At 38.3% G+C, this 13,686-nt stretch carries 12 protein-coding genes and 1 pseudogene; 10 read left to right on the forward strand and 3 right to left on the reverse strand.

Annotation, left to right across the window (positions count from 1 at the left end; translation table 11 throughout):
• The first annotated feature begins 4 nt into the window (after positions 1 to 4).
• From QWY88_RS09180 to QWY88_RS09225, 10 genes and pseudogenes are all read left to right on the forward strand, one after another.
• A complete protein-coding gene (locus QWY88_RS09180; protein WP_304546097.1) occupies positions 5 to 1,033 on the forward strand; it encodes a FecCD family ABC transporter permease in 1,029 nt (342 codons plus the stop codon).
• A complete protein-coding gene (locus QWY88_RS09185) occupies positions 1,024 to 1,815 on the forward strand; it encodes an ABC transporter ATP-binding protein (RefSeq protein ID WP_304546098.1) in 792 nt (263 codons plus the stop codon). Before QWY88_RS09180 ends, QWY88_RS09185 begins: the two co-directional genes overlap by 10 nt.
• Positions 1,816 to 1,879: 64 nt before the next feature.
• Positions 1,880 to 3,913: a TonB-dependent receptor plug domain-containing protein gene (locus tag QWY88_RS09190; protein ID WP_304546099.1), complete on the forward strand. Its 2,034-nt coding sequence runs from the start codon at positions 1,880 to 1,882 to the stop codon at positions 3,911 to 3,913.
• A 318-nt stretch (positions 3,914 to 4,231) separates the two neighbouring features.
• Positions 4,232 to 4,627, forward strand: coding sequence for a globin domain-containing protein (locus QWY88_RS09195; RefSeq protein ID WP_304546100.1), 396 nt, complete (start codon positions 4,232 to 4,234; stop codon positions 4,625 to 4,627).
• Entirely contained in the window at positions 4,624 to 5,595 is a 972-nt protein-coding gene (locus tag QWY88_RS09200; RefSeq protein WP_304546101.1) for an LLM class flavin-dependent oxidoreductase, read from the forward strand. Before QWY88_RS09195 ends, QWY88_RS09200 begins: the two co-directional genes overlap by 4 nt.
• 928 nt (positions 5,596 to 6,523) lie before the next feature.
• Positions 6,524 to 6,778 (forward strand): annotated as a pseudogene (locus QWY88_RS11715) (methyl-accepting chemotaxis protein); the annotation flags it as partial.
• A 108-nt stretch (positions 6,779 to 6,886) separates the two neighbouring features.
• Entirely contained in the window at positions 6,887 to 8,233 is a 1,347-nt protein-coding gene (gene rho / locus QWY88_RS09210) for a transcription termination factor Rho (protein WP_304546103.1), read from the forward strand.
• An 11-nt stretch (positions 8,234 to 8,244) separates the two neighbouring features.
• Positions 8,245 to 8,988, forward strand: a complete 744-nt coding sequence (murI, locus tag QWY88_RS09215; protein WP_304546104.1) for a glutamate racemase — start codon at positions 8,245 to 8,247, stop codon at positions 8,986 to 8,988.
• Entirely contained in the window at positions 8,985 to 10,184 is a 1,200-nt protein-coding gene (gene murD / locus QWY88_RS09220; RefSeq protein WP_304546105.1) for a UDP-N-acetylmuramoyl-L-alanine--D-glutamate ligase, read from the forward strand. Before murI ends, murD begins: the two co-directional genes overlap by 4 nt.
• A gap of 68 nt (positions 10,185 to 10,252) precedes the next feature.
• The gene (locus tag QWY88_RS09225; RefSeq protein ID WP_304546106.1) at positions 10,253 to 12,073 is read left to right on the forward strand and encodes a DNA polymerase III subunit gamma/tau; all 1,821 of its coding nucleotides are present in this window, start codon (positions 10,253 to 10,255) and stop codon (positions 12,071 to 12,073) included.
• 17 nt (positions 12,074 to 12,090) lie between these two features.
• Here QWY88_RS09225 and QWY88_RS09230 read toward each other — a convergent pair whose 3' ends face one another.
• From QWY88_RS09230 to QWY88_RS09240, 3 genes are read right to left on the reverse strand one after another with little or no spacing between them, the layout of a single operon-like run.
• A complete protein-coding gene (locus QWY88_RS09230) occupies positions 12,091 to 12,666 on the reverse strand; it encodes a hypothetical protein (protein WP_304546107.1) in 576 nt (191 codons plus the stop codon).
• A gap of 4 nt (positions 12,667 to 12,670) precedes the next feature.
• A complete protein-coding gene (locus QWY88_RS09235) occupies positions 12,671 to 13,018 on the reverse strand; it encodes a hypothetical protein (RefSeq protein WP_304546108.1) in 348 nt (115 codons plus the stop codon).
• Positions 13,012 to 13,686, reverse strand: coding sequence for a response regulator transcription factor (locus QWY88_RS09240; RefSeq protein WP_304546109.1), 675 nt, complete (start codon positions 13,684 to 13,686; stop codon positions 13,012 to 13,014). The genes QWY88_RS09235 and QWY88_RS09240 overlap by 7 nt, the downstream gene beginning before the upstream one ends.

Raw genomic sequence — 13,686 nt, forward strand, 5'->3', positions numbered from 1 at the left:
TTAAATGACACGCGTACAAAACGGTAAGTTTCTTTTCCTTGGCCTTATACTTTTACTTATAACAGCAACTCTCTTGCTGTTATGGGGGCAATACCCGATTGATCTCAGTACATTCCAAAGCTACATAAATTATAAAGTTTTCGGAATAACAACTACACTTGACCCAGGCACTGTTACCCTTTTAGACAATATCATCTTAGAGATTCGCCTCCCCCGTATACTTTTAGCAATCCTTATCGGTGCATCATTGGCAACCTCGGGAGCAGTATTTCAGGCGATGTTTGTCAACCCTCTCGTTTCACCCGGAATTTTAGGTGTGCTTGCAGGGGCATCTTTTGGAGCAGCACTTGGAATGTTGCTTACTGAGGAGTGGTTTTTTATTCAGGTCCTTGCCTTTACTTTTGGATTTATCGCTGTAGCTTTCTCTGTTTTAATAGGCTCTATGGTCAACAACTCCCGATCAAGCATTATGTTGGTTCTCGGCGGGGTTATCAGCGGTTCACTTTTTACCGCTTTTTTATCAGTTATCAAATATGTTGCAGACCCTTACTCTACCCTGCCCGCTATTGTTTACTGGCTGATGGGGAGTTTATCTATGGCTGAACTAGACGGTGTATTGCTCGTAGCGATTCCGATGCTTATCAGTATTTTTTCTATGGTACTTATGGGGAAATATTTTGATATTTTAAGCCTTGGCGATGAGGAAGCAAAAGCACTGGGTGTGAATGTAAAGATGATAAAGATATTAGCCATTATACTCGCAACACTTGCAAGTTCACTTAGTGTTGTAATGGCGGGAATTATCGGATGGATTGGACTTATCATCCCACATATTATACGTATGGCGATTGGTCCTTCACACGCTTTACTACTTCCTCTTTCGGCTATATTCGGAGGGTTGTTTTTACTCCTGGCCGATTCCGTTTCGCGTTTGGCAATGAGTGTAGAGATCCCTATTGGGATACTTACATCGCTTATCGGTATACCTATCTTTATTATTGTACTCAAAAATGCGAGGGCAGCATGGAACTAAAACCTATCATAGAAGTAAAAAATCTCCATTTTTCCTATCCGAAATACAAAGTGCTTCACGGTCTTGACTTTGAGTTGCACCAAGGAGAAGTTGTCTCTTTACTGGGGCAAAACGGCTGCGGAAAAAGTACACTAATACGTCTTATTTTAGGGCTGTTAAAAAAGGATCAAGGGGATATTTTACTCCATAACAAAGATATAAAATCGTATAAACAAAATGAGATAGCATCGCAGATAGCCTATATTCCTCAGTATCATAATGTTCCGTTTAACTATTCGGTATTAGATATGGTAGTTATGGGAAGAGTTTTTAAGATGGGGCTTTTTGCAAGTCCTGGCAAACACGATATATCTATGGCAAAAGAGGCTTTGGAGAAGATCGGCATAGCAGATCTGCAAAACAAACCTTTCGGGCAGCTCAGCGGCGGACAGAAGCAGATGGTTTTACTTGCCCGTGCACTGACACAAGAGGCAAAAACATTCATTATGGATGAACCCGTTTCAGGTCTTGACTACGGTAACCAGATCCGACTCTTGCAGATGATTAGCTCCCTTTCACAAGAGGGGTACACATTTTTAAAAACGACTCACTACCCTGATCATGCAATGATGGTCTCTTCACGTGTAGTGAGTATGAAAGATGGACAGATTCTCTTAAGCGGTTCTCCAAAAGAGGTAATAACATCGGAGATGATCAATAATCTCTACAACATAGAAGCAGAAATTGTACACCATAATAACAACCCTTTATGTGTACCGAGTTTCTCAAAAAAAGTTTTATAAAACTTTTTAAAGATTCATATTTTTAAAAGCACCGCTATATCAAACCATATACAAAGGAAAAACAATGAAAAAAACATACTTTAGTTTTGTAACTGTCATGTTACTTACAACAACTTCACTTACCGCTGCAGAGACTGTGCTTGAGACAATCGATGTAAACTCTGATGTTGAGCATAGAGATGATCTGCAATTGGAGAGTCCTACAAACTTATACAAGATACATAAAAGTACAAAAGCAGGTACTGAGGTTCTTACACAAAAAGATATTGAGGCTTATAGTCCAAAAGATGTGATTGATCTTTTAAATAAAGCGACTGGAATGGATCTAAGTTATCACGGACGCCGTAGCCCGTATGATCTTAAAATGCGCGGTAGTAGCAATATCACCTATATTATAGACGGGGCAATTCTTCCTCCCGCAGCTAGCCGTATGCTTTACAAATTTCCACTCATCGCTATTGAGGAGATTCAGATTGTAAGAAGTGCTACTGCTCTCTCGATCGCTCCATCTATTAATGTCGGTGCTTCAAACAGCAGTTCAGGTGTAAACATCGGTTATATCATTATCCGTACAAAACAACCAAAAAAGACAGAAGGGATCTTAAGTGCTTTTTTTGAAAAAGCTGTTAGTCAGCCCTATGCAAACGGCCAGTCTCTGTACACCGGGACACGTTTTGGAAGCAGTGATTCATGGAATGGATATATAGGTGCGATGGTTTCACGTTTCGATCGAAGAAGTAAAGAGACTTGGTTTGACGGGACTGAGAGTACATCGGGTATGGTAAACGGTGGAATCAGTAACGGAAAATTTAACCTGAACTTTATGGCCTATAAAGATATAGGCTCTTTAGAGATGCAAAGGGGTATAAAACTTGACGGTACTCTCGATAATGCGAAATGGTATTACGATCCGTTAAAAACGACTCTTCTTTCAGTTGATGGGAGTATGGTTTGGAGCGAAGGACAAGTGACACTTTTTTCTCTTGCACATACACAATATGAACAATTTGAGCATAATGAGAACTTTATATTGCCCGCAGCTTCAACACGTAACTATGAAGAAAAAACACAATCATACAGCTTAAGACACAACGCTACATTTGGAGATACAAAACTTCAGTTTGGCGGACAATATGTTGAAAGTAACGGATTTGGTTCTGATCTATTTAACCCGTATGTTAAATACGACACGTCTATTAAAGGTGCATCGGCTTCGGTAGAACAAAGTTTATTTGACGGTGACTTGGTGGTTGATGCAGGATACAGATGGGATCAAAAACACATAAAAAACTCTACAGCGGCAAAATCGGAAGCTTTAGCTAATCCTGATGCAAACAACGGTGTAGATTTAGCACCAGCGTCAATCATCACAGTTGGTGCCGTTTATAACATCTTAGATACTCAAACTTTAAGTGCACGCTACTTTTACGGTGATCAAGGAGTATCTGGTGACTTTACCTTAGAGACGCAAGATGGAAGCAAACTCGATCCTGAAAAACAGACACGTTATGAGATCTCACTCGATTCAAAGTTTACCCGCTCATTTAACTCTCTTATTACCTATTTTGATACAAAAGTAGAAAATGAGAAACGTGCAACATCCAATACATACATCGTTGACGGTGATGAGTATTACTACTACACCCAAGTTGATTCACATACAAAAGGTCTTGAACTGACACTCAATGGAAAAATTGCCAAAACAACCAACTACAAGTTTTCATGGACAAAAATCCTCTCTAAAGAGACTCAAGATTTTGCAGGTGTAACGGATGAAGTCGGAGTTGTTGTACCCGAAGATACTTTTACTGCCCTGCTCTCACACAGATGGGAGGAGTACCTCTTTAACATTTCAGGCAAACAGGTGAGTGGCTATACAAGTTCTAAAAGCCCTATGGGACTCTCAAATGCCGACTTGGGTGACTATACACGTTTTGATGCCAATATTGTAAAAGAGTTCGATTATTACGGAGTACCTACTACTGCAAAATTTTACGGACGAAACCTTACAAACAACCATTACGCAACAAAATATACAACAGGGTATTACTTTGATCGAGGTCGTACACTCGGGTTAGAAGTAACTCTTAAATTTTAAACCGAAAAAATCCAACAAAAGGAAAACTTCAATGAATAAAACAGAAGAACAAAACAACTGTCATAGCGAGAGGGTTATCTCCTTTACGCAGCTAAATAACGAGATAAAAGAGAAACCTCAGCCCCGTTTCGGCGGTGATGAGATACGTGTTGTTGATGCAATGATTGACATCATATACCCAAGCGTACCTTTTCCTTCAAATAAGATTTTTAAAACATTAGGTGCTGAGTATATAAGAAAGATGGTAGAACACCATCACCATCTACTGCTAAAAACAAATCTTAAAACACTCTTCCCTCAACATCCCGAAGCGTTANGATGGTAGAACACCATCACCATCTACTGCTAAAAACAAATCTTAAAACACTCTTCCCTCAACATCCCGAAGCGTTAAAGCTAGTGATAGATAGAAGTGTAGACTTCTTTGTCGAAGCACTCGGAGGTGGAGCAGTCTTTACTTCTCAACATGGAGACCCTCATCTTAGACAGCGCCACTTTAAGATACCCATCAATGAAAACGACAGAGAGATTTGGTTGGCTATGTATAAAAAAACACTAAAAGAACTAAAGTTTCCAAAAGAGCATTTAGAGGAGTTTTGGAGCTGGATCGAACCCCTTTCAATCCGTATGATAAACCGTCGTACAAATACAAATGCGATCAAACGCCACCACTGGCATGAAGTAAAAAGAGAATTGCTACAGGGCAATGTATGAAACTGGGAATTTTTTTACTTACTGAAAACTATCATAAAACTCCTCACATAGCAATCTTAAATGACGTGGAACTAGCCGTTTATGTAGAATCTTTAGGGTTTGATGAAGTTTGGTTTGCAGAACACCATTTCAACTCTTTTAGCGTTATCCCTAATCCCTCATTAATGATGGCATATGTAGCGGCTAAGACCTCAAAGATCAGCATAGGAAGTGCAGCTTTTTTAGCCCCGTTTTACCAACCGCTTCGACTTGCAGAAGAGATATCTACACTTGATAACTTAAGCATGGGAAGGATAAATGCCGGTTTTGCCAAAGGGGGATTTGCACTTGATCTTAAAAACTTTCAGGCAAGTTCCGAGGAGCTTCGAGTGAGACTCTTTAACAACGTTAGAGAGATTGATGAAACACTCTATGAAAAAGAGGAGTTTTACCCAAAACCGATCCAGTCAAAAATCCCTTTTTATATCGCTACTTTTTCCTCTAAAGAGAGTATAGAGTTTGCAGCAAGAAACAACTATGGGCTTATGTTCTCCCAAGGCGCAACAATTGAAGAGTGTGAAGAAGCGGTTGCATACTATAAACAACTCTCAGGTCTAGAGCCGGAAGTGGTACTAATGCGTGTATTTTACACCTCACATAATGCAGTTGAAGCGTATGAGAATGCGGTTGTGGCAACTGATCACTTTGTAAAGTCGATGCGCTCTTTGAATGCTTTTAAAGAGCAGCCCAGCTTCAATCAAGCCAATTACACTGCCCTGCTCGATCAAAGATACCAGTTTTTCGATGCAAAAAAATTTATGAGTTGTGCCGTTGTCGGGAGTGTAGATGAGTGTAGAAAAGAGTTCTTGGATATCAAAAGGAGGATAAACAAATTGCATTTAGTTTTAAAACCTGCATCTGTTGATGCAAGAAGAATACGAAAAACTTTAAAACTCTTTCATGAAGAGATTCAACCATATATTAAATAAAAAATATTTTATTGTGACTAGCTTTCATCGGCATTTATATCCCTTCTAGAACTCTAAAAAGTGGTATAAAATTTGCTGAATTAAAAGTATGAAAAAAATACTATTTATACTTTTATTTACAGCAAGCCTCTTTTCTTCAGAGATTGAAGAGAATTATAAAACACTCAACAAAAAAATTGATCTCATTTCACCTCAACTGACGACAGAGGAGAAAGTCTCTTTATACTATCTTATCCTCTCAACACACGATAAGATAACATCGGCACTCAGCATTGATGAGACAAAAGTTAATTCACTCGAAGATATTCGCATCAAAACACTCAGCAACCTTTCAAATCTAAAAAACAAAATAGACAACACGCAACTGGGAGAGATCAAAGAACTTTACATACAGATCAATGAAGATGCGAAAAAACTGATTGAAACACAAAGCACTAAAAATGAAAAAATAGTTTATAAAGAGAAGATTGTATATAAAGATAAAATAGTAAACAAACAAAACTCTTGGAGCTATACGATCGCAGGTTCTATAATATCTTTAATTATAGGTTTTATCATCGCCTATATACTTAGTTCAAAAAACAGAACACCCCAAGAGGATAAAGAGAACCTTTTAGCTCAAGAGCTGGCAAAAGACAACCAAAAACTAGAGACCCGCATTTCTGAGCTTCAAAATTCTAACGATTCATACCTAACTGAGCTAGAGAATCAAAAAAACCAACTCAAAGCTGCAGAGAGTTCTTGGAGTAAAAAACTAGAAGAGCTACAGCAACAATACGATCAAGAAAAAAGAACACTTGAAATACAGATAGATGAACTAAATACTCAATGCCTAACACTTCAAGAAGATAAAAAAAGTATTGATAATGAGCTTTCGAGCTATAAAACACAAGTAGAATCTTTAGATCAAGATAACGCTGCATTTGATGAAAGGCTCATAAGTGTTCAGCATCAAAGTCAAGATATCAATTCCATCTTAGACACAATTGCCGATATTGCAGAACAAACTAACTTACTGGCACTCAATGCTGCCATTGAAGCTGCCCGTGCAGGTGAACATGGTCGCGGTTTTGCCGTAGTAGCTGATGAAGTAAGAAAATTAGCAGAGCGTACACAAAAGACTTTAAGTGAAGCAAAAGTGGAGATTTCAGCTGTTGTTGACGGCATCGCAAATCTTAAAACTTGACTTTAGGTAGTGTAATGTTGTAAAATTACACTATTAAAACAAGATACGCTTCTTATCTTAAATCTTTCTCACATAACAATCCCAAAAAATCAAGGTAGACTTTTCATGAGCGAAAACACTCAATCACAACCCCGTAAAACAAAAACAAATAACAAAACAACTAATTCAAAAAGAACACATACTCCTGTAAGCGGTTCTAGTGTTGAAGAGTTACGTACTAAAAGTATTGAAGACTTAGTAACACTCGCTACAGAACTTGGTGTTGAACATCCAAATGAACTTAAACGTCAGGATGTAATTTTTGAGATCTTAAAAGCACAAACTGCTCAAGGCGGATACATCTTATTTAGCGGTATCTTAGAGATTATGCAAGATGGATACGGTTTCATCCGTTCAATCGACAAATCATTTAACGAATCAATCAATGATGCATATGTATCGAATACACAAATTCGTCGTTTTGCATTAAGAAACGGAGACGTTGTAACCGGACAGGTTCGCCCTCCTAAAGATCAAGAAAGATACTACGCACTTATTAAAATAGAAGCTGTAAACTCACTTCCACCGGAAGAATCTAAAAAACGTCCACTATTTGACAACTTAACTCCTCTTTATCCACAAGAACAACTTAAACTAGAGTACAAAGAAAAAGGTTTCACTGGCCGTATGATGGATCTTTTTGCTCCTATCGGTAAAGGGCAAAGAAGCCTTATCGTTGCACCTCCAAGAAGCGGTAAAACAGAACTTTTAAAAGAGATTGCACACGGTATCACTGCAAATCATGCAGAAGTTGATCTAATGGTACTTCTTGTAGATGAGAGACCAGAAGAGGTAACAGATATGGAGCGTAGCGTTAAAGGTGAAGTATACAGCTCAACTTTCGATATGCCTGCGAAAAACCACGTTAAAGTTGCAGAGATGGTAATCGAAAAAGCAAAACGTCGCGTTGAGCTTGGTCGTGATGTTGTAATCCTTCTTGACTCTATCACTCGTCTTGCTCGTGCATACAATACTGTTACACCTTCAAGTGGTAAAGTACTTTCTGGTGGTGTGGATGCGAATGCACTTCACAAACCAAAAAGATTCTTCGGAGCTGCAAGAAACATCGAAAACGGCGGAAGTTTAACGATCGTTGCAACAGCCCTGATCGACACAGGTAGTAGAATGGATGAAGTTATCTTTGAAGAGTTCAAAGGTACTGGTAATAGTGAAGTTGTTCTTGATAGAAAAATTGCAGACAGACGTATCTTCCCGGCAATCGACATCCTTAAATCTGGTACTCGTAAAGATGATCTTCTTATCGGTAAAGATACTTTACAAAAAGTATTTATCCTTCGCCAAATGCTTCATAAACAAGATAATGAGGTTGAAGCTCTTAAATTTATCTATACTACAATGGGTAAAAAAGAGACAAATGCTGAGTTTTTAGAGAGTATGAATACAGATAAGTAAGGACAAACAGTATGAAAGTCGGTGTATTTGACAGTGGTATTGGTGGACTAACGGTTGTAAAATCGCTGCTTAAACACCAACTTTTTGAAGAGATCGTATACTATGGCGATACGGCTCGCGTCCCTTACGGTTCAAAAGATAAAAACACAATCATCCGTTACGGAATCGAAGCGGTTGAGATGTTTAAAAACTTTGAGCTCGATATGATTGTAGTTGCTTGTAACACTGTCAGTGCTTATGCTCTAAATGAGATGAACGAAACTGCATCTTGTCCCGTTATCGGTGTAGTTGAAGCGGGTGTACTTGCGTGTGCAAATATACTGGAAAATAAAGACGCAAACGTTTTAGTTCTGGGAACAAAAGCGACTGTAAATTCAAAAGCGTATGAAAACGGTTTAACAAATCTCTCCTATACAAACATCAACTCTCTTGCAACACCACTTTTTGTACCTATCGTTGAAGAGGAACTAAACAACAGTACGATTTTAGCCGAGACGATGAAACACTATTTTAAAGATGTTTCAACGCCTGATGCTTTGATCCTAGGCTGTACACACTTCCCTCTTATCGCAGATGAACTGCAAAACCATTTCGGTGAGAATACGAAACTTATCCATTCAGGTGATGCGATCGTAGAGTACCTAAGCAACAGATTTGATCTAAGCAAAAAATATCCTGAGCCGACACTCAAATTTTTTGCATCGGAAAACCCTGAAGCACTTAGAAAAATTGCAAATAAATGGCTGGAACTATGAAAAGAGTCTCTCTCTTTGGTTACGGTGTAACCACAAAACCCTTAGGGCTGCAAATAAAAAATTCTATCTTTTACGACGATAATGTAAAAGAGCCTTACTTTGATGAGGAAAAACGCCTCATCCGCCCATCAAGCGAGTTTAATCCCGACTTTTCAGATCTAGAGATCCCATCACCGGGAATGCCTCCACACCATCCGATGATACAGAGTGCAAAAAATCTTATCAGCGAGTATGATTACTTCAAAGATGTGATGAACCTAAAAATCTGGATCAGCGGTACAAACGGTAAAACGACTACAACACAGATGACACAGCATCTTTTAGAAGACAAAAAAAGTGTAGCTGGCGGAAACATCGGTACACCGCTTGGCTCGCTTGATCCAAAAGCTCCGATCTGGATTTTAGAGACTAGTTCATTTACAATCCACTATACAAATGAAGCTGCTCCAAATATCTACGTACTTTTACCTCTGAGCCCCGATCATCTCTCTTGGCACGGAAGCATGCAAGAATACATCGATGCAAAACTCAAGCCTCTAAAAATGATGAAAAAAGGCTCTACGGCTATTATCCCGGAAGCTTATAAAGAGTACGCAAGTGCGGCAAATATCATCACATATAAAGACGAAGCCGATCTGGCTGAGAAATTCGGCATAGATAAAGAGAGAGTAAACTTCAAAGGGGCATTCTTAATGGATGCTCTTTTGGCAATGGCAGTTGATAAAGTTCTTTTTGACCGCATAGAGTATGACAAGATCAACTCATTTGTACTCGATCCACACCGTCAAGAGGAGTTTTACGATGCCCATAAACGCCTTTGGGTGAACGATACAAAAGCAACAAATTTAGATGCTACGATCGCAGCCGTAAAACGTTATGAAGATAAGTTTATTCACCTCATTTTAGGCGGTGATGACAAAGGTGTAGATCTAAGTGAACTTTTTGAGTTTTTACAGGGAAAAAATCTTAAAGTTTATGCAATCGGTTCAAACAAAGATAAACTCATCACACTGGCAGATAAGTACCAAATTCAAGCCCATAAATGCAAAGACTTGGTAGATGCAGTAAGTGCAATAGATCAAGCACTGCAAAAGGATCAAGTAGCCCTGCTTTCCCCCGCTGCAGCGAGTTTAGACGAGTTTCAATCATACGCTCATAGAGGGAATCTATTTAAAGAGAGTGTAGCAAAACTATAGCTCTTTAATAATCTTCTTTTAACACTTTAAATGCTAAAATCTCTCTATCTATAAAAGCGGAGAAAAGTGTGAAAGAAACATCTGAAGTATTAGCGAGAAAATATCGTCCAAAGAACTTTGACGAGCTTATCGGACAAGACACGATTGCCCAAACTCTTTCACTCGCACTCGATTCAAATCGTCTTTCACACGCTTACCTTTTCTCAGGTCTAAGAGGAAGCGGTAAAACTTCAACTGCGCGTATCTTTGCAAAAGCGCTTATTTGTGAGCAAGGTGTCTCACACCACCCTTGCGGCAACTGTGAAAACTGTACTATGGCTATTGAAAACCGTCATATGGACATCATTGAGATGGATGGGGCTTCAAGCCGTAAGATTGACGATATCCGTGACCTGATTGAGCAGACAAAATACCGCCCTGCCGTAGCACGTTACAAGATCTTCATTATCGATGAAGTGCATATGCTCACAAAAGAGGCGTTTAATGCCCTGCTAAAAACTCTTGAAGAGCCGCCTGAATATGTGAAGTTTATCTTGGCTACTACTGATCCGCTGAAACTTCCGGCAACTATCTTAAGCCGTACACAGCATTTCCGTTTTAAAAGCATTGCGACAAACAAAATAGTAGAGCACCTCGTACATATCTTGAACTTAGAGGAAATTGCGTATGAGCATGATGCGTTAGAGATCCTAGCCCGCAGTGGTAGCGGTTCACTTCGTGATACGTTGACACTTCTTGATCAAGCTATTATCTACTCTAAAAACCATGTAGATATCCCAACCGTAACAGATATGCTAGGGCTTGTTGATCCACAGTTTATAGCAGATCTTTTCAATGCTGTTTTTACAAAGAACTATGCAAAACTAGTAGAGCTTACAAAAGTTCTTGAGGATTATGACAGTGAGATGGTTGTTGATGAGCTGATCGCATACCTCAAAGAGAAGATGTACAACCACGATGCACTTTTCTCAACACTTGTACTTGACAGATTTTTTAGAATTTTAAGTGAATCAAAATACCTCTTTAGCATAAATGCAGACGGTTCATTTGTTCTTTCTATGATCTTCTTTAAGATGATCGAAGCGTTAAAAATCCAAGAGATCGATCAGATGATCGAATCATTTGAAAAAGAGGTTCCAAAAGAGAACCTTTCTGTTGCTAAGATCAAGGTACAAAGCACTACACCAGAGATGGCTGCACAAGTACAAGAGACACAACCCCACACACCAGAAACAGTTCAAGCTCCACAACAGGAGATTCAAGAACCAGAAGCTGTACAAGAGGAAGTAGTAGAGGAGCCAACACCTGTAACTGCCGTAGTAAATCCGCATCAAGCACAGTTTGATATGCTTGTAGACTCAATTGCCGATCGTAATTATGAGTTGGGAGAGTGTTTCAAAAACAACATCACTTTTATCTCGTTTGAGAATAATTTACTTACTTGGGAGAGTTGTGCAAGTGAAGAGTGTAAAAAACTTCTCAAGCATGGATACTCTGTGATCAAACAGCTTGTACGTGAAACCTTTGGTTTTGAAACTCAAATCAAGGGGATAGCCTGCAGCAAACCGCTAGAGGAAATTAAAGAGGAAACTGTACCTCAGGTTCAAGAAACTCCTAAACCACAAGAGGAAGCTCCTCGCCAAGAGTTCCAAGCTCCTCCTGCACAGCAACAAGCTATGCAAACTCCGCCGCAAATGCAAGAAGCTCCCCAAAGCGGTTCAACGACTGCAGATATTGAGATGGGTGGGAGTGCAAGCTGTGTAACAAACTGTGATGAGCCTTCACGCCAAGATGAAGTAAACGGTACAGATATTACACAAGAGCCGATGGTACAAAAAGCGATAGAACTTTTTGAAGCGAAGAAAGTGACTATTCAGTCGAAGATATAATTTAATTTTAAATTTGTTTATTTACTAATATTTATCTTTAAATGTGTTAGTTTTTCTTCAAATTCTGTCGTTTTTTCAGCTAATAATTCAAGTTTTGGTTGAAAAAGTTCTAACCATTTTGTACCATCAATATCACCACTCTTATATTGTTCCTTATAGGCATTCTTAATATCATTTAAACTATTTCTTATTTTTAAAATTTCATCATATTGCTTTTTTAGTTCAGGAAAGTACATATTAATTAACATAGTCAGTCTTTGAGGTTCATAATCTTTTTTTTCACCCCATTCAATTATTAGGTCAAGGGCTTGATTAAAAGTCAATTCCCCCTCCATTACCATTCTATATGGAAGTTGATGAGATATAAGAGTATTAAAATATTTATTAGAAACTATGTAGAGTTCCTCTAGTTTTTCTCTTATTAATATTTCTTGTCTAATTTTATCATCATATTCAAACTGGCTTTTAAAGCGTTTATCATGTGCTTTATTTGTATACCATGTTCCAAGTAATGTAAATGCAGAACCAATAAATACTCCCGCCAATGTCCATACTTGAACAGGAAGAGAATTTAATATTTCCAAGTTTTCCATTTACTTATTTCTTCTTATAAAGTCTTTTCACAAGATTTTTAAGTAGCAGAGAGATCTTTAAGAACTCCAGATTATGCTGTATCTCTAAGTGAGCATCGTAGTTTTTGTCATTTAGCTCTTCAAGATATTTGATAAGAGCATTGATATCTTTGTCAAGTTTAAAAACAAACTTTTTCAGTATATAGTAACTCACCACATACAAAATAAATACAAGTTCAAAGTATGAGAACCAAAAATCCGGTGGCAGTTTTGTATCTACAAGCGTGTATTTTAAAATAAGACCGATAATAATAAATATCGCACTTACAATGATAAAGAAGTGCATATAAATTCTGTTTTTGATAGTTAACATAGTTTGTAACCCACTCCGCGAACGGTTTGGATATAGTCTTTTGTTTTATCCGGGTCTATCTTCTCTTTGAGTCTGTTGATCGCAACGTTGACTGTTTTGTACTGATAGTTTTGAGAATCCTGCCATACGTTTTCAAGAAGATAATCTCGATCAAGTACGCTGTTTTTGTTTGTAATAAACTCACACAGAAGGTCAAACTCCAGTTTTGTAACCTCAACGTTTTTCCCGTCAACTTTTAGCTCTCTCGTACTCTTATCAAGAACCATATCTCTGTACGATAGTTTCCCTTCAGAGACTTTTTTCGATGTACGTTTGAGGATTGATTTTACACGTAAAAGCAACTCTTTCATGTTAAAAGGTTTTGTCAGGTAGTCATCCCCACCGCGAACAAATCCCTCTTCCACATCTTCATCTTTATCTTTTGCACTTAAAAAGATTACAGGCACGTCTATACCGTCATTTCGAAGCTCTGAAACAAATTCACTCCCCTCAACTCCGGGAAGATTTCTATCCATGATTAAAAGATCGATCTCCTCCTCTTCAAGGATCTGAACAACAGTTTTTGTATTTAAAAACCCTATAGTCTCATACCCCTCTTTTTGCAGAGTATACTCTAAGAGTTCTAGTAAATCTTCTTCATCTTCTACGATAACGATATTTGCAGACAT

Origin of the sequence: Sulfurimonas sp. hsl 1-7 (assembly GCF_030577135.1) — a bacterium.
In the GTDB taxonomy this organism is placed as follows: Bacteria; Campylobacterota; Campylobacteria; order Campylobacterales; family Sulfurimonadaceae; genus Sulfurimonas; species Sulfurimonas microaerophilus.